Here is a 20,936-nt window from a genome sequence, read left to right on the forward strand (position 1 = left end):
GCCTTTCGCCAATGCAAAGCATTGTTCTGCTGCTGTGGCTTGCCTTGTGCTCTGAACAAGATCTGCGCGAACGTCAGATCGCCAATACCCTGACCCTCGGCGCCGCGGCGTGTGCGCTGATCTACCTGTTCGTTACCGGACACACCTGGATCGGCGCCGATGCCAGTGAAGGTGGCTGGGCGCTGGCCATCGTCATGCTCCTGACCCTCCCCGGCTACATGCTCGGCCGCCTGGGCGCCGGCGACGTGAAATTGCTCGGTGCCCTGGCCCTGGCCACCGATCGCATGCACCTGCTGGGCACGTTTATCGGTGCCGGTGTAGCCGTCGTTGCCTGGCTGCTTGGCCGTCGCTGGCTGTGGTCCCTTTTAAGTCAGAAGGTTAAGAACCGCCTGAAGCAACTGAGCGAAGAGTCGTCAAAAAAACAGCCTTTCGCGCCGTTCCTGCTGGTCGGTTTTTTACTGGCTGCGGTATGGATCCATTAGTCGAATGCTGCGTGCAAATGGATGCGCCCACCTTGTACATAGCCCAAAAGTGCGACTACTTTCTAGTGTGTGCCGGATGGATCCAGGCTCAGCCTGGTTGAGGGAACATAGAGGCGAACAGCAGGGAGTTGCATGTGAACAAATCAGTCAGTGAATTAAAGGTGCTGGTGGTGGACGACCTGCCACTGATCGTCGAAGAGTTGTGCGAATTTCTCCAGAGCAGTGGATACCATTGCGTGCCCTGCCACTCCAGTACCCAGGCCATCGAACAGTTCAGTGCCGATCAGGAGATCGCGCTGGTGGTGTGTGATCTGCATATGCCCGACTACGATGGCCTGGAACTGATGCGTGCGCTCAAGGCCATTGCCGGGCCGCAGCGGCTGTTCGAAGCGATCATGCTCACCGGCCGCGCCAACAAGCAGGACGTGATCAAGGCGCTGCGCGAAGGCTTTGCCGACTACTACCAGAAACCGGTCGACCTCAGCGAGCTGCTCGAAGGCGTGCAACGCCAGGAGGCTGCCGTGCTGGAACGACGCAGAAGCTACCAGCACCTGGGTGACCTGAACCAGAAGCTGCAGTTTTTGGCCGACTCGATCGACGACCTCTACCAGGACCTGGACAAGGCCCGCGGGCTCGGCGCCCACCGCCGCGCCACCGACGTCGACCCCGAAGTGGAACCCGACAACCTGCCAACCCTGTTCAACAAGCTGTCACCGCGCCAGCTGGATGTGGCGCGGCTGGTCAGCAAGGGCAAGACCAACTACCAGATCGCCTGCGAGCTGGGCATCACCGAAAATACCGTCAAGCTCTACGTGTCCCAGGTGCTGCGCCTGACCCACATGCACAACCGCACCCAACTCGCGCTGGCGCTGTCTCCCAGCACCTCGCCCCTTCATCAACGTGTCACGGCGCACTGAGTGCAGCGCCGGTGTCAGACGCAGGCGGCTCACCAGGTTGACCTGCGCCAGGAGGTTGTCGTCGCTGCCTTCGTGCCTTGCTCCCGCTCATGAACCCAATGCCCTGCCCAAGGCGCTAAGGCCGGGACCGGCCAACACGATCAGCAAGGCCGGAAACAGAAACACCATCATCACCATCGACATCTTCCCGGACATCTTCGAAATCCGTTCCTGCATGCGTGTCAGCCGACGGTCATCGAGCAGTTGCTTGAGCGCCAACAGCGACTTCATTGCGCCACCGCCCTGGGTCAGCAATTGCTGGAGAATCACGCAGGTGTCGCTGAACTCGTCGACGCTGAGCAACTGCGCGGTTTTCTCAAGCTCCGCAGCCAAGGCCAAACCGGAGTCGACCCGCAGCAGAATCGCCCGCAACTCCTCGCTCAACACTGGCAACAGTTGTCGCGACTCCTGACTCAGGACACGCAAGGTTTGCTCCACCGCCAGGCCCGACTCGAAGAGAATCCTCAGCAAGGGTATGAAGGTCGAAACTTCGCCGGCGACCTGTTGCTGGCGACGCACAGCGGCCCGCGCCAGCAGGCGTTTGGGCAGCAGATAGCCCACGCCCATGGCGCAAAACGGCACTACCAGCCACGGTAACTGGCTATCGCGGTACAGACTCTCCTGCAGCGCTACGCCCAACCCCAGGGCGAGGAACGGCACGCCAACCTGGCAAGCGGCAAACAGCGCCCGTTGCCGACTCCGCCGCCAGCCCATGCGGTCAAGCAGCAGACGGGTCTCACTATCCAGATTCAGCGAACGCTGGCCCAGCCGGCTGCTACCGATCTGTTGCAGCCAGTTGCCCAAGCGGTTCTCACTGCCAAGCTGGCCCTGCAGACGCCGAGCAACCAGGCGCTGGCGACGACGCTGGTGCAGCAACTGGCCTGCCAGCAAGACAAATGCGGCGAAGAACATCAGGGCACAGAGCAACCAGGCCATTTCAGATACTCCGTAACATGCGCCACAACATCAGGCAGCCCACCACTTGCAGGATAAACGCGCCGAGCAGCAGGAACTGACCGTTGCCGTCCTGCCACATAGCCAGCAAATAGTTGGGGTTGCTGATCAGGAAATAGCCGGCCATACCCACCGGCAACAGGCCCAGGACAGTCGCAGTCATGCGGGTTTCACCGGTCATGGCGCGCAGTTGACGGCTACCCTGCTCGCGCTCGCGAATCAGCTTGATCAGGTTCTCCAGCAGCTCGCTGGCGTTGCCGCCGTAGCGATGATTGATACGCAGGCCCAACGCGAACAGGCGCAGCTCATCCTGTTCATACAGTTCGGCCAGGTCGCTCATGGCATCGTCCAGGCTGACGCCCATCTGCACATTGCGCCGCACCCGCTGCAGAGCGCCATGCAAAGGATCACGCGACGCATCGATGGCCCCCAGCACGGCATCGTTCAAGGTTCGTCCGGCCTTGAGGCTGCGCACACTGTGATCGAGCAACACCGGCAACTGTTCGATCATCCGCTGCACCCGTCGACGATAGCGCCAGCCCAGGTACAACCAGATCAGCAACGGCGCAAGCAGCACCAGCCCGACGCCTGCAGCCCACCCCAGGATCCGGCCACACAGCAGCGCTGTCAGCAGGCCGATCGCCAGCCATATCAGCAGCCGGTCATTGCGCCGCTCGATACCGGCACGCTGCAACAGGCGGTCCAGCCAATCGCGGCGACTGGGCGTCAGCGCCGAGGACTCCTGAACCTGGCCAAGACGCTGCAGGATCCGCTCCTCACCCGACTTGCGCATGCCGCTGTAGAACAAGCGCACCGATACCCCCAGCAAGGCCAGGCAGATCAAGCCAAGTACTGCGGCAATCACGGCTGCAGTTCCGAATAGTCGCGGCGCAGCTTGTCGCCGGCAGGGTTCGGCGCCTCCCGCAAGAAACCCTCGCCGTTGTGCCGATCGAGACGGAACAGGGTATTGGTGACGTACACATCATCGCGCACCCCGACTACCTCCAACACCTCGCTGACACAGCGGCGGCCATCGGCCAGACGGGTCAATTGAATGACCACATCCAGTGCGGCGCAGATCATCTGCCGCAGGGTTTTCTCGGCCACTTGGCGGCCGGTCAGGCCGACCAGGGTTTCCAGACGCAGCAAGGCGTCCTGGGCGGTGTTGGCATGTACGGTACTCATTGAGCCGTCGTGACCGGTGTTCATCGCGGTGAGCACATCGAGCACTTCGACGCCACGGATCTCGCCGAGCAGAATGCGGTCGGGGCGCATCCTCAAGGCGTTGCGGATCAGCTCGCTGGCCTTGATCTCGCCATGCCCCTCGGCATTTGGCGGACGGGTTTCCAGGCGCACCACGTGAGGGTGATCGAGCTGCAGCTCGGCCACGTCTTCGATGGTCACCAGGCGCTCGCGGGGCGTAATCAACTGGCTGAGGATATTCAGCATGGTGGTCTTGCCGGTGCCGGTGCCGCCACTGACCAGGATGTTGCAGCGCCGTGCCACCGCCAACTGGATGAAGTCGAGAATGCCCTGGTCGATGGTCCGGGTGGCCAGCAGGTCGGCGCTCTTGAGCATGTCCTTGCGAAACTTGCGGATCGACAGGCACGGGCCGTCCAGCGCCACCGGCGGAATGATCGCATTGACCCGGCTGCCGTCGGGCATGCGCGCATCGACCATGGGTGACGATTCATCCAGGCGCCTGCCCAAGGGCGCGAGAATCCGTTGCATGACCCGCTCGACATGGTGGGCATCGATAAAGCGCAGATCCGTCTGCTGCAACAGGCCGGCCCGCTCGATGAACACCCGGTGCGGGCCGTTGACCAGGATTTCGGTGACGCTGGCATCGCGCAACAGCACTTCAAGCGGACCGAAGCCGGTCAGTTCGTCGACGATTTCCTCGGCCAGGCGTTCCATCTCGTAGCGCGACAGGGCCAGGTGCAATCGGGCGATATAGTCGCCGACCTGCTCCACCACGAATTGCGCCAGGGCCGGGCGCGAGCCTTCGAGCAGGTTGCGCCCGCTGTCCTCGATGGCGTCGATGATGTAACGATGCAAGGCACGCTTGAGCCCTTGCGGGTCGGCCCCCAGATTGTGCCGCGGGCCGCCGAACAGTTCGTCACCGCTCATTTATGCCCCCATAACCGATTGAGCCAGTTGGCGCTGACCACCGGGTTGCCCTCGGAGCGGCGCGCCAGCCGTTCACCGAGCGCTTTCAAATGTTGGGTGAGCTGCTCGCGCGGCGCCAGTTCGAACAAGGTCAGGCCCTGGTTCTTGGCATTCAGGCGCACCTCTGGGCTGTAGGGCAAGACCCGCAGAACCGGCAAGCCATAGCGCTTGCCCAGGGCTTCGGAGTCCGGTGCGACGCCGCGCAGGTAGCGGTCGACCAGCAGGCTGGCGTGTTCGAGCTTCATGCCCTTCTCGCGCCATTGGGTCAGTACCTCCAGGTTGCGCCGGCAATCGAGGACGTTCTGGTCGGTGTACCAGATCAGCTTGTCGCAATGGCTGACGAAGGTGCGCAGGGCTTCGCTGTCAGCCTGCCCGGTCAGGTTCACGACGATGTGCTGAAAATGCTGGCGCAAGGCGCTGAGCAGCATGTACAGCTCCGCCGCGCTGGTGCGCTCCAGCGGTTCGTCGGTCTCGGCGTAGGCCAGCAGGCGCAGGCCCGAGCTTTCACGCGTGAAGGCGCTGTCGATCAGGGTATTGTCGAGCCGGCGCAGGTGGCGCAGGGCATCGCCGAAATGAAACGAGGCTTCCAGGCCGAGCAATGCCAGGCTGTCACCACGAGGCACGCCAAGGTCCAGCAGCAACGTTTGCTGGCCGCTGGTTTGCACCACCCGCGCCATATGGGTGGTCAGCAAGGCGCCATCTGCGGTGCACTGGGCGCCATAGAGTACCGTCAGCCCCCCAAGGCTGGGGTTGCTGGTTACTGGCGGCAGGCGTTTGCTCAAGCGCCGCACCAACCCTGCGACCTCACTGGAGCGCGAGCCATAGGCGACAAAGTCCCGCGCCCCGGCACGCATGGCATTGAGCACCAACTGGTTGTCCATGCCATCGCCCAGGGCGACGATTGCCAGCATCGGTTTGGCTTCCAGCACCCCCTCGATCAGTGCGCACTGATTGACCACCTGCTCACGATCCAGCCCCACGAACACCAAACTGGCAAAGGTGACATCGACCAGCGCCAGCAACTCGTCAAGGCTGCCGCTGCCGGCGCCCACCACTTGCCCCAAGGGCGCCAGCGCACCTTGCAACCACTGCAAGTCGCCATCGTTGCGGGTAATGGCGAGGAAGGTCTGGCTCAGGTTTTCACTCATAGGGATAACCCGCTGCGACGTTCGAAATCGCTGTTTTCGAGGAACACCAGCCGGCCCCGGATCGGGGCGTGCGCCATTGGCACCTGCGGCGCAGTGCACGGCAAGGCACAGAGCATCTGCTTGATTACCCGCTCGGAACGACTGCTCATTGAAGGGCATCCTTGCTTGGTCAGGGAGTGGGCTGTCTGGCTTGATTTCCGCGGATGATTTCTATGCCGCGCGACGGCGCGACGCTGGCCACCGGCTGGGCGGCTGGTGCCTGGGCAAGCTGACTGAAGCGATAGAGTTTGCGATTGGCGCTATCGACTTCCTTGCCGCCGGCTTTGGGGTCCGCCCAGTAGCGGGCCAGGCGCTTCTCTTCGGCGCTGCGTACGGCCAGGCGCAAACTGCCGGCCTGGGCGGCAAGCAACAAGCGGCTGGCCAGTGCCTCGGGAACGGCAAGCACTACCGTGCGCGCAACATGTGACGGTTGCTGCGGCTGGCTCTTTTCATTCACTGGCGGCTGCGCGGGCTTGCCGTCATTGGTCAGGCCCAACTGTTCGCCGACACTGAGCAGACGCAGTGCAGGCAGTATCACCTGAGCCGACGCTTGCGGGTTGCGGGTCTCTTCGCGCAGAAACAGCAAGACATCGACATAGTCGCCCGGACTCAACTGCCCGGCGACACCCACCACCTCATCCACAGCTACCGCCAGCGCGCGCTCATGGGGGTGGATCATCCGTGCCAGCGGGCCACCGGCGTCAAAGCTGCCCTGCTCCAGCCAGGTTCCAGCACTCAACGCGCGCCAACTGCTGCGCCCGAGCACTTGCTCAGGGGTCTGAAAACTGCCGGGCGGCGCCACCTGCAAGCGTTCTACCACCAGGTCGTCTGCCGTCAGCGGCACATACGCGGCAACATCGCGACGCAACACCACCACCGGCTTGCGCAGTTCGTCAGCGGCGTCTTGTGCCACTTGCTCAACGGGCGCCGGTACAGGTGCGGCAAGCGGTTCACTGGGTGAGCGGCTAAGGGCCAGGCCCCAGTAACCGGCCAGCAACGCGCCGAGCAGAAAAAAGCCTGCGAGGATGATGGTAATGCGACTGCTCATGCCGGTCCTCCTTCCCCTCAGCGTTCTTTCGGCCCTTTATGTGAAATGGCCCACAGCACTGCAGTCGGAAACAACTATTTCGCTATTTGACGGTAGCGTAGCTAGGACAAAATGCCATTACCCGTCAGATTTTTTTCCGTCGCAAAACCGGCAGCACCATAAAACAACAGCTTATTGGCGCCGACATCTGGTTATAACTTTAGTATTAATCCCTTCTTACATTTGCCGAAGTATGACCCGTTGACGATGCTGTGATGGCAAAGGGGAATCATCCAATACCCCTGCCACCTGCGCCTGCGGCGCAAGGAGAAATGCCATGCCTCTTTCCCGTGTCCTCAAAAGCTGCAAAGAATTCTTCTACCGCAAGGATGGCGCCTCCGGCATTGAGTACGCGATTATCGCGGCAATGGTCGCGGTAGCGTTGACGGCGTTCATTACGCCTATTTCCACCAATGTCACTGGAGTCATGACCAAGGTTGAAAATGCGCTAAAAGCCCCACCAGCTTCGAGCAGCAGTGGTAGCAATTGACGAATGGATTCATGGGTTCACGCTAACGTACTGAACAACGCCTCCATCACAGGACTGCCTTATGCCTACCTCTTCCCCCCGTCAACAGTTGCTCCTGGTGGATGACGAAGAGGACGCCTTGCTGGAGCTTGCCGAATTGCTGGAGGGTGAGGGGTTTTGCTGTCACACGGCTACCTCGGTCAAACTCGCCCTGCAACAGCTCACCCGCCACCCGGACGTGGCCCTGGTCATCACCGACCTGCGCATGCCCGAGGAAAGCGGCATATCACTGATCAAGCGCTTGCGCGAACACACCGCGCGCCAGCACCTGCCGGTGATCGTCACCTCCGGGCATGCCGACATGGACGACGTCAGCGACCTGTTGCGCCTGCAGGTGCTGGACCTGTTCCGCAAGCCGATCTACCACACCCGCCTGCTGGAAACCCTGGACAACCTGTTCCCCAAGCCGCGGATGCAACTGGTGCAGTAGAAGCATCGCGGGTCAAGCCCGCTCCCACAAAGTAGGAACGGCCTACAGCTGAAAACTGAAACTCAAACTCACCCGCGGTTCCCGGTCAAAGCTGTCGAGGGCGACGTCCGACAGCGGCTTGGCCAGTTCCAGCGCCATGTTGTAGAAACGCCCATCACCGATGCGCAGCCCCACTGCCACTGATGACAGGTGCGCATCGCGCAGGTCCACTTCATTGAACCAGGTGCGCGCGGTATCCAGCACGCCGTAAGGTTGCAGCAGCCTCACCCAGCGACCATCCCCGTTGAAGCTGTAGTTAACCTCATACGCCAGGCCCCAGCCTTTGTCGCCCAAGGCCTGGTCGGCGGGGTAACCACGGGCGAAGCTCTGCCCGCCGAACACCACCCGCTCGCTGTCGGGCAGGCTGTCACCACTCCAGTACAAGGCCGCCGACGCCACCCCCTGCCAGTTGCCGAACAAGCGGTCGCTCTGCAACCCGGACAGGCGCAGGCGGAGGAAATCCAGGTCAAAGTCGCTGTTGGTTTTCGCCCCCAGGTAATCGAGGCCCTGATAGGCACCGCCACTGACAATCCGCAGCTGGCCGGCATCGGCCTTGCGCCACTCACCTTCAAACCCCAGGGCGCGCACGTCGGTGCGATTGCTGAGCCGCAGGGGCGCACCGACCGCGCGATACACGACATCGTCGTTGACCATGTAAAAGCGCGCAGCAACGTTGAGCGATTCACCGGGCGCGGCCAGTAGCACCTGGCTCAGGCCGGCCGAGAAACGGTCATTCTCGCGATGGGCCTTGAGCTGGGTGCCATCGCCGAGCAGCACCTGGGCACTGGGGTCGCTTTCGTAACGCGACGCCGACAGGTGCAGCTGGCTGCCCTGATCGTCCAGGTATTGGGAATAATCCAGGCGGAAATAGCTTTCGTGATCCTCCCCACGCGGCGCCAGGGTCGTGAAACTGAACTGTTCAGCGAGCGCCGTCTGCGCGTTGCTGCTCACGGCGAGTAACGCCTGGGGATCATCACGGGTGCCATCGGTGACGGTCAGGGTGCCGCTCAAAGGCCGACGCGTGGCCTCGACGATCAGCTGGCTGGTGCCACTACCGGCATCTGCCGGCGACAACCGCGCCTGTACGCTGAAGCCCGGCAGGCGACTCATCAGGGCGACATAGCGCTCGAAGGTCGCGCGGGTCAGCGGCCGCTCGGCTTTGAGCCTGCCCACCAGTTTTTCCACATAGGCCGCCGCCGGGCCAACGTCGCCGTGCAGCTCGAAATCGTCGATGTAACCTTCGACCAGGACCACCCGCACCCGACCATCGGCGAAGTCCTGCGCGGGCAGATAAGCATGGGACAGCAGGTAGCCGTCCTGCTGGTAGCGCTGGGTCAGCCGCTGGGTGGCGTCGATCAGTTCGCCCAGGCTGACTTCACGGTTGATCAGGCCCTGATAGTTATCGCGCAGGTCACTCAACGGATAGATGCTGCCGCCTTCGAAACGCACCTTGCGCAAGATGATCCGACTGCCGCGCAGCAACGGCTGGGCCTGGGTGACCGGGATGGGCAGCAGAACCCCCGGGTTACTCGGCCGATAGGCATCGGCCGGCAAGTTTGGGGCGGGCAGGTTTCGTTCGATTTCGTGGCTGTCGAGAAAGCGCGGCAGGGGTTCGCTACTGGCCACGCTCGTCCAGGACAACCCAACAATCGCGACAGCCAACGCACGCATCGGACACTCCATGATCCCGAACAGTACAAGGCCGCCAGGGCGGCGGCCTCGTCAATCCAAGCGTAGGTGCTGGCCCCGGCATCGTCTAATCCGCGCTGTCACTCGTTGACCTGGAACTCGACCCGGGCGGTTTCACCGCTTTCATCCAGGGCGCTCAACTCGAAGCGCCCGGCCTGATCGAAGCTCGCCGTGAGGTTTTCCTGACCGTTGGTTTCGCCCAGCGGCGCGCCGTTGAGGAACCACCAGTGCCGACCGTTACCGCCAAGGGCCGAGACCTTGAATCGCAACGGCTCGCTGCTGGTGGCCGGACGGCGCAACTGATCGCCCTGACGCACACCGACGATGGACAACGGCGGCGCACTGGGCGGCACCTGCGGTGGGCACTGCGGATCGACCTTGGGCAAGCGCGCCTCGCGGCGTTCAACCCGCGGCAGCCAGGGTTCCAGTGGCGACGGCCACAGGGCGATTTCCCGCGCCTGGGCGCCGGCGCACGTGGCATCGACGCGCAAGCCCTGGGCGTTGACCCAGACGGTCTCGCGCAAGCCGACGCTCAAGGGTTGGTCCTGGGCCAGCAGGGTCGGCGGCGTGGTGCCATCCAGGGTCCAGGCGAAGCGCTGGCGGCGGCAGTTGGGGTCCTGGCGGGCCATGGGTTGCCCCAGCGGCCAGCAGATCGCCGCCACCCCCACGTTGGCTGGCACCGCCGCCACCGATGTGGTGATGCCGCGCTGGCTGTCGCGGTTACTCAGCACGTCATGCACCTGCAGCATCAACGGCGCCGCCGAGGCCAGGCCGAACTGCCCCGGCACCGGCGTGCCATCGGGGCGGCCGATCCAGATGCCAATCAGGTAGCGCGGCCCCACGCCGATCGACCAGGCATCACGAAAGCCATAGCTGGTGCCGGTCTTCCAGGCCAGTTGCGGCCGCTGCACCAGTTCGGCATGAGGGTCGCGATCCGGGCGTGCCTGGCCGCTGAGAATACGGCGGATGATCCAGGCACTGCCCGGCGAGAGCAGACGCCGCTCAAGCAAGGGATCATCCGGTTGCAAGCGGATCGGCGCGCTCAGGCCATCGCGGGAAAACGCCGCATAACCGCCGACCAGATCCTCCAGGCGGCTACCGGCACCGCCAAGAATCAGCGACAGGTTCGGCTCGGCCAGCGGCGGCAGGATCAACGGCACACCACCACTGCGCATCTGCGCGGCAAAGCGTTTCGGCCCGTAGGCCTCAAGCAGTTGCACCGCAGGCAGGTTCAATGACAGGGCCAGGGCGGAACTGGCCGCCACCGGCCCGCTGAAACCCATGGAAAAGTTACCCGGCCGATAGTCGCCGTAACGTCGCGGGACATCCTGAAGCAAGGATTCGGAATGGATCAGACCGTCGTCCATGGCCATGCCGTAGAGGAACGGCTTGAGGGTCGAACCAGGTGAACGCAGGGCGCTGATCATGTCGACATGGCCAAAGCGGCGCTCGTCGTTGAGATCAACCGAACCCAGGTAAGCGCGCACCGCCATGTTCTGCGCCTCGACCACCAGAATCGCCGCCGAGGTACGTTCCGGCAGCCGGGCGCGCCAGCCCAGCAGCAGGTCTTCCAGGCGCCGTTGCAAGGAGGCATCGAGGGTGGTGCGAATCAACGGCGGGCTGTGCGGGCGATTCAGGCGACGCGCCAACAGCGGCGCCAGCGCCGGCTCCTGACGCGGTGCCAGCAACAGCGGTTCCTCGGCGGCCTCGGCAACCCGCTGCTGCGGCCATACCTGATATTCGGCCAGGCGCTGCAGTACCTTGTCGCGCGCCGCCTGGGCGCGTTCAGGGTGACGATCCGGACGCAGGCGGCTGGGAGCCTGGGGCAACACCGCAAGCAACGCTGCTTCCGAAGGCGTCAGGTGCATCGGCGACTTGCCAAGATACGCCCAACTGGCCGCGGCGACGCCCTGCAAGGTGCCACCGAACGGCGCGCGGTTGAGGTAAATCTCGAGGATCTGCGCTTTCGACAGGTGCCACTCCAGTTGCGCGGTACGCCATAACTGGCGCAACTTGCCGGGCAGCGTGCGCGAATGCGGATCGAGCAGACGCGCCACCTGCATCGACAAGGTGCTGCCACCGGACAACACCCGGCCACCGCGCAGGTTCTGCCAGGCCGCGCGCGTCAGCGCCAGCGGGTTGACCCCGGGGTGATGGTAGAACCAGCGGTCCTCGTAGGTCAGCAACGCCTCCAGGTAATAGGGCGAAACCTGCTCGGCACTGACCGGGTAGCGCCACACACCATCGGCATCGGCAAAGCGCCACAGCGGCGTGCCGTCTTCGGCCAACACCACACGGGCGAGGTCATCCGCCGGCATCGGTAACGGCCAGATGCGGTCGGCGAGCCATAACAGGCCAATCAGCAGCAACGGGATGGCGAGCAGCAAGCCCAGTGGTTTTCTGATTGCGCCACGCAGGCGCGCTAAGATGTGCATCAGGCTCTCCTGGCGTAACAGCTACGCAGGGAACCGACCCGGCCAAGGCATGGCCAAAGGCTTGGCAACGGCGCATTCGCCGAATTGATCATCAGGAAGCAACTATGCATGTAGAAGGTTTTTTCGAGTGGCTCGGCCAGGCACTGGGGGCGGTGATCCGTTTTATCGTCGACGGCCTGAGCGGGTTGTTCAACCTGCTGGCCAACGCCGGCGGCAATTTCATCGAGGGCCTGTCACGCACCCTGGGCATGGACACTTCGCTGGTCAGCATCCTCGCCCTGATCATCGGCCTGATGCTGCTGTACTCGGCGATCCGCGCCTTCATGCGCGCTTCGATCATACTCGGCATCATCTGGCTGGTGCTGGGTTTGTGGGTGCTGAGCTGGATCATTCACTGAGCAGCAGGAGCGGCGGTGCGAGGAGTCGACCTGTCCCACGATAGGGCCAGTGTGGCCCTATCGCGGGTCAAGCCCGCTCCTACAGGCGGCCCTTGACCACCAGTTCGGCAGGCGACTCGCCCACCGCGTTGTAGTTCGGCCGGTACATCGACTCGACCTGCGGTGGCGGTACCTTGTAGGTCCCCGGGGTCACCGCACGGGCCAGGTACAGCAGGTGGGTGGTGGCGTATTGGTCGATGTTCAGCGCCGCCACGTAGCGGTCATCACGAAACTCCTGATGCACGACAGCGGCGTTCTGCATCGACTCGCGCCATTCCTTCACCGCACTGCTGGCGTTCTCGAGGCTTGCCGCGCTTTGCGCCAGGTTCTGGTTTTCCAGCTCCAGGCCCGCCGGCAGCAGGTCGACCACCAGGGCGTCCGGCACCTGGGTGTTGGCGGTTACCGCCAGGTGCACCAGCACCAGGTCACCGCTCTTGAGCGCTTTGATATCCAGGGCCTGGCCATTCATGCCAAGGAACTCGCGGCGGATGGTCATGCCACTGCCGCGGGCAACCGGGGCCTGGCGCGGATAACCGGACAGGGTCAGTTGCTGGAACAGCGTCTCGCTGCCTTCATTCTGGATGGTCAGCGGTGAGGCCAGCAGCGCGCCTTCGAGTTTCATCCCCGATTGCTCGTTGTTGAATTCGCGCACCTCACCGGCGCTGTCCAGGCGTGCCGACCAGTTGCCTTCAGGCTTGCGCAACAGGCCACGACCGGCAAGGAACAGTGCGTTGCGCTCCTGGGTCGACAGCCAGCGGTTACCCGCCATCTGGTCGGAGAGCTCGAACAGCCGTGCATCGAGCTTGTCGCTGGCCAGGTTGTTCTCAGTGAGCAGCGACAGGATCAGCGCCTGGTCACGCACTGGGCTGCCGTAGTCGCCCAGCCAGGTGTTCTCGTTGCGGGTGACGGCCAGGCCGGCCTGCAGTGCCTGTTGCGCACGCGGCTTGTCGCCCATCTTGTCGAGGGCGATGGCCAACTGCACCAACGGCAGGCCGGAACGCGCATCGCTGCGCCGCTCGAACAGGCTGCGCAGGGCACCCAGCGGCGCTTGCTGGGTACGCGCCAGCACCAGGGCCGCATAAGACTGCACGGCGAAGCGGCTGTGCTCGGCGTTCTGGCTGTAGTTGACCTCGATCAGGTTGCGCTCCTGCAGGTAACGCAGCAGTCGCTCGCTGGCCTTTTTCAGGGCCTCGGGCGGTACCGCGTAACCCTGCTCGCGGGCACGCAGGAGGAAGTCGGTGACGTAGGCGGTCAGCCAGAATTCTTCCTGGTCATCAGAGCTCCACAGGCCAAAGCTGCCGTTGTAGCGCTGCATGCCCAGCAGGTGCTCGACGCCCATCTCGATCTTGCGCTTGCGCACGTCGGCCGGCTCACCCTTGATACCCAGGCGCTTGAGCGTCGCGGCATCGGCGTACAGCGACGGATACAGGCCACTGGTGGTCTGTTCCAGGCAGCCGTACGGGTAGGCTTCGAGGGCGCGGATCTGCTCGGCCAGGTTCAGCGGCGGGCGGCTCGACAGTGCCAGTGAGGCTTCCAGGCCCGACGGCTCGAACAGCGCCAGGTCAGATTCCGGCAGGGTCCAGGGTTGGTCTTTGAGGGCAACACGATAGTGCTGCAGCATCGCCGGGTAGGCCGGGCGAATGCCCAGGGTCCAGTCGCGGCTGAAGGCTGTGGCCGACTCGCCCGGCAGTTGCAGGCCCTGCACCTCGACCTTGACCTTGCCCTGGCCCAGGCCACCGCTGGCCTGCACCGGCACCAGCAGGGTGACGCGCTTGCCTTCGATGAGGCTCAGGGTCTGTTCGGCGGCGCCGAGCAGGTTCAACTGGCCTTCGGTGCTCAGGCGCACGGTCAGGTTCTGCGCCTTGCCCGACAGGTTGGAAAGGTCCAGGGCCAGGGTCGTGCGGTCGCCACCGGCGAGGAAGCGCGGCGCCGAGAGCTCGGCAATCAACGGCGCGGCGACCACGGTCTTGCCTTCGGCCATGCCGTAGCGCTCGTCGGTCCAAGCCTGGGCCATCAACCGCAGCTCACCGTTGAAGTCGGGGATATCGACCGTCGCTTCACCCTCGCCCTTGTCATTGAGGGTCACCGGGGCGCTTTGCTTGGCAACGATGGTCACCGTGGTGTTCGGGCGCTTGCCGCCCTTGGCCATGGCCGCGTCACCACCGAAGGCCAGGCTGGCCAGACGGCCCTGCCCGGCTTCGATCAACTGGCCGTAGATATCCAGTTGGTCAGCACCATAGGCCTTGCGGCCGAACATGCCGGTGAACGGGTCAGGCGTTTCGAACTCGGTGATGTTGAGGATACCCACGTCCACCGCTGCCAGCAGTACATGCACCTGCTTGGGCACGCTGCCGTCGGCGTTGCGCGCTTGCACCTTGACGGTCAGCGGCTGCTTGGGGCGCATTTTTTCCGGGGCAGTGAGGGTCACCGCCAGCTTGCGCTCGTGGCGATCGAGCGGCAGGTGCAGTACACCCACGGCGCGTTTCGGTGTGGCGTTGACCTTGCGCTCGCCCGGGCGGATCACCAGGGCACTGACATACAGGTCGTGGCGCGCCCACTTCGGATCGAGTTTGACGGCAAAACTCTTGCCTTCGGCCGGCACATCGATTTCTTCCCACCACAGCGGACCTTCGCTGGACTCGACCATCAGGTAGCCGGTGCCTGCGGCAGGCGGGGTGACAGTGATGTTGGCAGTGGCGCCATCGCTATACGACGGTTTGTCCAGGGCCAGCTTGACCTGGTCCGGACGCACGGCGCCGCCATCGGCGTTGTCCTGGGCGCGGTAGCCGGCCCAGAAGCGCGCGCTCGACACCAGGCCGGTCTGCGGGTCTTCGACCTCGACACGGTACGGGCCCCAGTCGACCAGGAAGTTCACCCGCGCGGTGGAGCCGGCCTTGACGTTGACCGTCTCTTCGTTCTGGATCAGGAATTTCTCGTTGTAGTTGTAGCTCCAGCCGTCGCTCTGCGAGTAGTTCCAGTAGTAGTCCCGGCGCTCGCGGACCAGGCGCACCTTGAGGTTGTTGACCGCCAGCTTGTTGCCTTGGGGGTCGGCCACCAGCACTTCGAATTCCACCGGGCCTTCGTCGGCCTCTTCACCCTCGAACAGGCCGCGCAAGCCAGGCAGGCGCCCGGCCGGCCAGATCGGTTGTTCCAGGCGCCGGGTGATCGGCCGGCCACCGGACTCCTGCAGGCTGGCCTGCACGGTCAGTTGCAGCGGCGAACGGGCCTCGGACCATTTGCTTTCGATGTTCAGGGTGGTTTTGCCGGCGCTGTCCAGGGTGACTTCGTCCAGCTCCAGGTCCTGGCTCAATTCCTCCTCGGTGATCGAACCGAACTGGTAGCCCGGCAGTGCCGGCACCGCTTCACGCAACGGGCGCACATAGGCCTGGCCGCTGAGGCGGTTGCCCGAAGCCGGGGCGCCGTACAGGTAACGGCCATTGACCTTGATCTGCGCGGTTTGATCCGGGCTCAGCGGTTTGTCGCTGCCCTTCAGTTCCAGGGCCAGGCGCTCGGGCAGGAAGTCTTCGACTAGGAACTCGAACACCTGCTTCTTGCCGCCGAGGTCGAACAGCAACTGCCAGCGCCCGGTCGGCGCTTCGTCGGCCAGTTGCAGCTGGTACTGATAGAAGCCATTGGCATCGGCCTCCCAGACGAACTTGCGGCTGATCTGTTCATCCGGGCGGCGTACTTCCACAGTCACCGGTTGCGGCTTGAGCGGACGGCCGTCCTGGTCACGCAACAGGCCGTTGAGCAACACGGTTTCACCCGGGCGATACAGGTCGCGCGGGCCGAACACGAAGAACTGCAGCGGGTTGGCCTGGGGGCCGGTGATGTCGAATTCGGCCAGGTCCAGGGCTGCGCTGTTCAGGCGCAGCATGGTGGTGTGCACGCCCTGGTGGGCCAGCAGGGTTTCGGCCTTGGGTGGCGTCGGCAACTGGGCGTGGCCGTCGCTGTCGGTCTTGGCCTGGGCCAGCACGCGGCCTTCGCCGTCGAGCAGTTCCAGTTCGACGCCGCTTAGCGCCTTGCCGCCTTCCAGGCCCTGGGTGAAGACGTCCAGGCGGTTCTGGTAACGGTGCGCCGAGACGCCGATGTCACTGAGGGTGAACAGCGTTGCCGGTTGTGTGTAGTCGTAGGTACCGGAGGCGCGCATCACCGCCATGTACACGCCTGGCTCTTGCAGCGGCTTGATCCCGGCAATCGGCAGCAGCACGGTCTCGCGGGTGTTCTTCGCCGGGTTGAGGTCGAAGCGGCCGCTGTAGACCAGATCGGTCATGTCCAGGATTTCTTTGGACGTGTAGTAGTACAAGCTGCTGTTGCGGCCCCAGGTGGCCAGGAACGGCGACAGTTTGTCCGACTTGATGCGGAAGAACTCGACATCGACCTTGTTGACGTTCAAGGCGATCACCGGCAGGCCTTCGGCCAGGCGGGTCGGCAGCAGCGAGCCACGGCTGGCGAAGCCGATGGTCGATTGCATGTCGCGGGTTTCCAGGCGGCTGATCGACTCGCCGGGCAGGCGCTTGCCGTTGACCGCGAGCAGGCCGGCGTCGATGGTCAGCACCAGCTTGCGCTGCGGCTCCAGGTGGCGCAGGCGCAACTCCATCTTGTTCGCGGAGAGCTCCCAGGCACCGTCGACCTTGCCTTTGACGGTATCGACCAGGTGCACCTTGTCGGCGAAGTTCTGCTGGTCATCCAGGGGAATCGAAAAGGTCAGGGACAGCGCGCTGGCACCATCGACCTGCACTTCCGAGACATCCACCACGCTCAGCTCGCGGCCGGCATAACGCTTGGCCAGGGTTGAGGCATCTTCCTTGGCCGGAGCGGTTTTTTCCGCTTCCGGCTGCGCTGCGGGGGCAGCTGCCGGGGCCGGGGCTGGCGCCGCGGGTTGATCCTGCGTCTGCGCTGGCGGTGTGGCCGGCGCCGAAGCCGGTTTATCCGGGGCAGACGAATCGCAGGCACTGAGCAAGGCCAGCGCGCAGGCCAGCAACAATCCTTTGTTGAGCATGGGAGTAGTAACTCTCGGGCAGCGGAATCTTAGGCGTGCACTATATATCAACCGCGCCGCAACGGTGATACGGCGAGCGGATGTGAGACGGCCTTCGCACGATTTACTAGCACAGCGGCTACAATGCCGGCTTGCCAGGAGCCTCCATGTCCCGTTTGCTGACCGACTGGCGCGACCGCCCGACCCATATCAAGGTCTGGGCGCTGGCCGCGCCGATGATACTTTCGAATATTTCCGTACCATTGGTGGCCCTGGTCGACAGCGCCGTAATCGGCCACCTGCCCCATGCCCATCAACTGGGTGCGGTGGCGGTGGGCGCCAGCCTGTACACCTTCCTGGCCTGGGTCATGGGCTTTCTGCGCATGGGTTCGACCGGTTTCGCCGCCCAGGCTGCGGGCCGTGCCGACGGTGCGGCATTACGCCAGGTGTTGCTGCAAGGCCTGCTGCTGGCGCTGCTTTTTTCCCTGTTGCTGGGCTTGCTGGCCCTGCCGTTCAGCCACCTGGCCCTGCAATTGATGCAACCGACGGCGGCGCTGGAGCAATCGACCCACGACTTCTTCCAGACTCGCCTGCTCGGGCTGCCGGCGGCGCTGGCCAGCTTCGCCCTGGTCGGCTGGTTCCTCGGCACCCAGAACGCCAAGGCGCCGCTGGCGATCCTGTTGACTACCAACCTGCTCAACATCGCCCTCAATCTGTGGTTCGTGCTCGGCCTGGACTGGGGCGTGATCGGTTCGGCCCGCGCCTCGGTGATTGCCGAATGGAGCGCCGCCCTGCTCGGCCTGGCCCTGACCCGGCCGGCCCTGCGCGCCTACCCTGGGCAGATCGCCTGGGCGCTGCTGGCGCGCTGGCAGAGCTGGCGGCCGCTGCTCAGCGTCAACCGCGACATCTTCATCCGCAGCCTGGCGCTGCAGGCGGTGTTCTTCCTGATCACCGTACAAGGCACGCGGCTGGGTGAAGCGACAGTGGCGGCCAACGCCCTGCTGCTCAATGGCCTGCTGCTCACCGCCTATGCCCTCGATGGCCTGGCCCATGCGGTCGAGGCGCTGTGCGGGCACGCCATCGGTGCCGGCGATCGCCAGGCATTAAGGCGCTCGCTCACCGTTGCCTGCGGCTGGTCGTTGCTGGCCAGTTCCGGCTTTGCCGTATTGTTTCTGTTGGGCGGACATCTGTTCATCAACATGCAGACCGACATCGCCAACGTACGCGAAACCGCCTACCAGTACCTGCCGTACCTGGCACTGCTGCCGTTGATTGCGGTGTGGAGCTATCTGCTTGATGGCTTGTTCATCGGCGCCACGCGGGCGCGGGAGATGCGCAACGGCATGCTGCTCAGCGTACTCATCGCCCTGCCGGTCGCCTATGTCGCCCGCGACCTGGGCAACCACGGCTTGTGGTTGGGGTTTCTGCTGTTCATGGCCTTGCGCGGGGTGACGCTGGGGGTGATGGGCTGGCGGTTGCAGCGGCGGGATGGGTGGTTTGTGCGGTAGTTTCTGGGTCTGCTGCGCAGCCCATCGCTGGCAAGGCCAGCTCCCACAAGAGTGCGGCACTGCACCTGTGGGAGCCGGACTTGCCGGCGATGGGGTCGACGCGCAGCCAGCGACTGCACGCGACCCGCACCACTGATCAGCTCGACAGGTACGACGAGCGGGTCAGCCCCAGACGCAGCGCGTCGAGGAACTGGGTCTTCTCACGGGCAGTGATCTTGGCGCTGGCGCACTTGTCGCGGTAATGAGTCATCAACTCCTCCGGCGACAGGTGCACATAACGCAACATGTCTTCGATGGTGTCGTGGGTCTCGATACCGGCGTGGTACACGCTGCCGTTCGGGTTCTGGTAGATGTTCACCGAGTCGGTATCACCGAACAGGTTGTGCATGTCCCCCAGGATCTCCTGGTAGGCACCCACCAGGAAGATACCCAGCAGGTAGTCTTCACCCTCGTTGATCGCGTGCACCGGCAGGCTGGTCTCGATGCTCTGCTCGTCGACGTACTGGTTGATCTTGCCATCCGAGTCGCAGGTCAGGTCCTGCAGCACGGCGCGGCGCAGCGGCTCTTCATCCAGGCGATGCAGCGGCAGGATTGGCAGCACCTGGCCGATCGCCCAGGTGTCCGGCAGGCTCTGGAACACCGAGAAGTTGCAGATGTACTTGTCGGCCAGCTTGTCGTTGAGCTCGTCCAGCACCTGGCGGTGCGAACGCTGACGGGCCTTGAGCGAGTTGTGCAGGCGCCGGCAAACGGCAAAGTAGCACTGCTCGGCCAGGGCTTTTTCGGCCAGGGTGATCTTGCCGTCGGCGTACTGGGCGGCGACATCGCTCATGTAGTGAGTGGCGCGCCAGTAGGTCTCGGTGACCATCTCGATATCGGTCGGGCCCAGCAGGTCGGCCAGCCACTGTACGGTCTCGGGCAGATTTTCCTTGTTCTCGATCAGCGGCACTTCGTCGTTGTGCTTCTCGACATCGGTCACCTGCACCACCAACATGGCATGGTGTGCGGTCAGCGAGCGGCCGCTTTCCGAGAAGATGTGCGGATGCGGCAGGCCCTGGGCATCGCAGAACTCCTTGAGCATGCCGACCACGACACCGGCGTAGTCATCCATGTCGTAGTTGATCGAGCTGGCGTTGCGCGAGTGGGTACCGTCGTAGTCAACGCCCAGGCCGCCGCCGACGTCGATGTGATCGACCGGCAGGTTCAGCGCGCGCAGCTCGCCGTAGTAACGGATGGCTTCCTTGAAACCGTGCTGGTAGTCGGCCAGGTTGGCGATCTGCGAGCCCATGTGGAAGTGCAGCAAGCGGATACCCTGGTCCAGGCCGGCATCGCGGAAGCGCTGCACCACCGAAATCAGTTGCGCCGCCGAAAGACCGAACTTGGACTTCTCGCCACCGGTATCGGCCCACTTGCTCGAGGCCAGCGACGACAGGCGCACGCGCAGGCCGACCTGCGGCTTGACCTTGAGCTCGGCGGCTTCTTCGATCACCAGGGCCACTTCCGACTCTTTCTCGATGACGATGAAGACGTTGTGGCCCAGCTTCTGGCCCATCAATGCCAGGCGGATGAACTCGCGGTCCTTGTAACCGTTGCAGACGATGGTGCCGCCTTTCGGCGCCAGCGCCAGCACGGCCAGCAGCTCGGGCTTGGAGCCGGCTTCAAGGCCAATGGAGACGTTCTGGGTGGCGATGATGTTTTCCACCACCGCTTCTTGCTGGTTGACCTTGATCGGGTACAGCGCGGTGTACTGGCTCTGGTATTCCAGGCGCGCGATATTGGCGTCAAAAGCGCCGGTCAGCTGGCGCACGCGGTCCTGGAGGATGTCCGGGAAACGTACCAGCAATGGCAGCGACAGGCCGCTCTTGCGCAGCTCGTCGACCTGTTCGAACAGGTCGATCGGCGCACTCTCTGGCCCATTCGGGCGGACTTCGACGCGCCCGGCCTCGTTGATTGCGAAGTAACCGGCCCCCCAATGGCGAATGCCGTAAACACTGCGGCTGTCCGCAACTGTCCATTGGCTGCCATCGTCTTTGCGTGTGCGTCGTACGGACATTGA

At 63.9% G+C, this 20,936-nt stretch carries 16 protein-coding genes; 6 read left to right on the top strand and 10 right to left on the bottom strand.

What is annotated here, in order from left to right:
* Nucleotides 1-11 precede the first annotated feature (11 nt).
* Both ABM562_RS00175 and ABM562_RS00180 read left to right on the top strand, forming a co-directional pair.
* Nucleotides 12-482 carry an A24 family peptidase gene (locus ABM562_RS00175; protein WP_134064439.1) on the top strand — a complete coding sequence of 157 codons (471 nt, stop codon included), beginning with the start codon at nucleotides 12-14 and terminating at the stop codon, nucleotides 480-482.
* A 134-nt stretch (nucleotides 483-616) separates the two neighbouring features.
* The gene (locus ABM562_RS00180) at nucleotides 617-1,399 is read left to right on the top strand and encodes a response regulator transcription factor (RefSeq protein ID WP_115088950.1); all 783 of its coding nucleotides are present in this window, start codon (nucleotides 617-619) and stop codon (nucleotides 1,397-1,399) included.
* An 87-nt stretch (nucleotides 1,400-1,486) separates the two neighbouring features.
* On the opposite strand, the gene ABM562_RS00185 is transcribed toward ABM562_RS00180, so the two are convergent.
* The 6 genes from ABM562_RS00185 to cpaB are packed head-to-tail and all read right to left on the bottom strand — an operon-like array spanning nucleotide 1,487 to nucleotide 6,796.
* Nucleotides 1,487-2,374 (bottom strand): type II secretion system F family protein, encoded by an 888-nt coding sequence (locus ABM562_RS00185; protein ID WP_115088951.1) that lies wholly within the window; start codon nucleotides 2,372-2,374, stop codon nucleotides 1,487-1,489.
* Between the two features lies 1 nt (nucleotide 2,375).
* The gene (locus ABM562_RS00190; RefSeq protein ID WP_233674697.1) at nucleotides 2,376-3,257 is read right to left on the bottom strand and encodes a type II secretion system F family protein; all 882 of its coding nucleotides are present in this window, start codon (nucleotides 3,255-3,257) and stop codon (nucleotides 2,376-2,378) included.
* The gene (locus ABM562_RS00195) at nucleotides 3,254-4,522 is read right to left on the bottom strand and encodes a CpaF family protein (protein ID WP_010221716.1); all 1,269 of its coding nucleotides are present in this window, start codon (nucleotides 4,520-4,522) and stop codon (nucleotides 3,254-3,256) included. The genes ABM562_RS00190 and ABM562_RS00195 overlap by 4 nt, the downstream gene beginning before the upstream one ends.
* Nucleotides 4,519-5,709, bottom strand: coding sequence for a pilus assembly protein (locus tag ABM562_RS00200; RefSeq protein WP_115088953.1), 1,191 nt, complete (start codon nucleotides 5,707-5,709; stop codon nucleotides 4,519-4,521). Before ABM562_RS00200 ends, ABM562_RS00195 begins: the two co-directional genes overlap by 4 nt.
* A complete protein-coding gene (locus ABM562_RS00205) occupies nucleotides 5,706-5,858 on the bottom strand; it encodes a hypothetical protein (RefSeq protein ID WP_460420421.1) in 153 nt (50 codons plus the stop codon). The genes ABM562_RS00200 and ABM562_RS00205 overlap by 4 nt, the downstream gene beginning before the upstream one ends.
* 20 nt (nucleotides 5,859-5,878) lie before the next feature.
* Entirely contained in the window at nucleotides 5,879-6,796 is a 918-nt protein-coding gene (gene cpaB / locus ABM562_RS00210; protein ID WP_460420423.1) for a Flp pilus assembly protein CpaB, read from the bottom strand.
* Nucleotides 6,797-7,112: 316 nt separating this feature from the next.
* On the opposite strand from cpaB, the gene ABM562_RS00215 reads away from it, so the two are divergent.
* Nucleotides 7,113-7,325, top strand: a complete 213-nt coding sequence (locus tag ABM562_RS00215; protein WP_115088955.1) for a Flp family type IVb pilin — start codon at nucleotides 7,113-7,115, stop codon at nucleotides 7,323-7,325.
* Nucleotides 7,326-7,386: 61 nt separating this feature from the next.
* On the top strand, nucleotides 7,387-7,794 hold the full coding sequence (locus tag ABM562_RS00220; protein ID WP_115088956.1) for a response regulator: 408 nt from the start codon (nucleotides 7,387-7,389) through the stop codon (nucleotides 7,792-7,794).
* Between the two features lie 42 nt (nucleotides 7,795-7,836).
* Here the strand turns inward: ABM562_RS00220 and ABM562_RS00225 are convergent, their stop codons facing one another.
* Together ABM562_RS00225 and pbpC are read right to left on the bottom strand one after the other, a co-directional pair.
* Nucleotides 7,837-9,504 (bottom strand): ShlB/FhaC/HecB family hemolysin secretion/activation protein, encoded by a 1,668-nt coding sequence (locus ABM562_RS00225; protein ID WP_134064447.1) that lies wholly within the window; start codon nucleotides 9,502-9,504, stop codon nucleotides 7,837-7,839.
* Nucleotides 9,505-9,602: 98 nt separating this feature from the next.
* Nucleotides 9,603-11,957: a peptidoglycan glycosyltransferase PbpC gene (pbpC, locus tag ABM562_RS00230; RefSeq protein WP_166675735.1), complete on the bottom strand. Its 2,355-nt coding sequence runs from the start codon at nucleotides 11,955-11,957 to the stop codon at nucleotides 9,603-9,605.
* A 104-nt stretch (nucleotides 11,958-12,061) separates the two neighbouring features.
* Here pbpC and ABM562_RS00235 point away from each other — a divergent pair, with 104 nt between their 5' ends.
* Nucleotides 12,062-12,355 (top strand): hypothetical protein, encoded by a 294-nt coding sequence (locus tag ABM562_RS00235; protein ID WP_038997361.1) that lies wholly within the window; start codon nucleotides 12,062-12,064, stop codon nucleotides 12,353-12,355.
* 79 nt (nucleotides 12,356-12,434) lie between these two features.
* On the opposite strand, the gene ABM562_RS00240 is transcribed toward ABM562_RS00235, so the two are convergent.
* Nucleotides 12,435-17,396, bottom strand: a complete 4,962-nt coding sequence (locus tag ABM562_RS00240; protein ID WP_460420427.1) for an alpha-2-macroglobulin family protein — start codon at nucleotides 17,394-17,396, stop codon at nucleotides 12,435-12,437.
* Nucleotides 17,397-17,542: 146 nt separating this feature from the next.
* Between ABM562_RS00240 and ABM562_RS00245 the strand changes: the two genes are divergently transcribed.
* Entirely contained in the window at nucleotides 17,543-18,883 is a 1,341-nt protein-coding gene (locus ABM562_RS00245; protein WP_115088959.1) for an MATE family efflux transporter, read from the top strand.
* Between the two features lie 136 nt (nucleotides 18,884-19,019).
* On the opposite strand, the gene speA is transcribed toward ABM562_RS00245, so the two are convergent.
* Nucleotides 19,020-20,933 carry an arginine decarboxylase gene (gene speA, locus ABM562_RS00250; protein ID WP_115088960.1) on the bottom strand — a complete coding sequence of 638 codons (1,914 nt, stop codon included), beginning with the start codon at nucleotides 20,931-20,933 and terminating at the stop codon, nucleotides 19,020-19,022.
* Between the last annotated feature and the right edge of the window lie 3 nt (nucleotides 20,934-20,936).

This window comes from Pseudomonas sp. ZL2, assembly GCF_054788455.1.

What these genes read in the sequence shown, in the direction of transcription:
- ABM562_RS00175 (WP_134064439.1), top strand. Translation starts at nt 12, where the DNA reads ATGCAAAGCATTGTTCTGCTGCTGTGGCTTGCCTTGTGCTCTGAACAA.
- ABM562_RS00185 (WP_115088951.1), bottom strand. Translation starts at nt 2,374, where the DNA reads ATGGCCTGGTTGCTCTGTGCCCTGATGTTCTTCGCCGCATTTGTCTTG.
- ABM562_RS00195 (WP_010221716.1), bottom strand. Translation starts at nt 4,522, where the DNA reads ATGAGCGGTGACGAACTGTTCGGCGGCCCGCGGCACAATCTGGGGGCC.
- ABM562_RS00200 (WP_115088953.1), bottom strand. Translation starts at nt 5,709, where the DNA reads ATGAGTGAAAACCTGAGCCAGACCTTCCTCGCCATTACCCGCAACGAT.
- ABM562_RS00205 (WP_460420421.1), bottom strand. Translation starts at nt 5,858, where the DNA reads ATGAGCAGTCGTTCCGAGCGGGTAATCAAGCAGATGCTCTGTGCCTTG.
- cpaB (WP_460420423.1), bottom strand. Translation starts at nt 6,796, where the DNA reads ATGAGCAGTCGCATTACCATCATCCTCGCAGGCTTTTTTCTGCTCGGC.
- ABM562_RS00215 (WP_115088955.1), top strand. Translation starts at nt 7,113, where the DNA reads ATGCCTCTTTCCCGTGTCCTCAAAAGCTGCAAAGAATTCTTCTACCGC.
- ABM562_RS00220 (WP_115088956.1), top strand. Translation starts at nt 7,387, where the DNA reads ATGCCTACCTCTTCCCCCCGTCAACAGTTGCTCCTGGTGGATGACGAA.
- ABM562_RS00225 (WP_134064447.1), bottom strand. Translation starts at nt 9,504, where the DNA reads ATGCGTGCGTTGGCTGTCGCGATTGTTGGGTTGTCCTGGACGAGCGTG.
- pbpC (WP_166675735.1), bottom strand. Translation starts at nt 11,957, where the DNA reads ATGCACATCTTAGCGCGCCTGCGTGGCGCAATCAGAAAACCACTGGGC.
- ABM562_RS00235 (WP_038997361.1), top strand. Translation starts at nt 12,062, where the DNA reads ATGCATGTAGAAGGTTTTTTCGAGTGGCTCGGCCAGGCACTGGGGGCG.
- ABM562_RS00240 (WP_460420427.1), bottom strand. Translation starts at nt 17,396, where the DNA reads ATGCTCAACAAAGGATTGTTGCTGGCCTGCGCGCTGGCCTTGCTCAGT.
- ABM562_RS00245 (WP_115088959.1), top strand. Translation starts at nt 17,543, where the DNA reads ATGTCCCGTTTGCTGACCGACTGGCGCGACCGCCCGACCCATATCAAG.
- speA (WP_115088960.1), bottom strand. Translation starts at nt 20,933, where the DNA reads ATGTCCGTACGACGCACACGCAAAGACGATGGCAGCCAATGGACAGTT.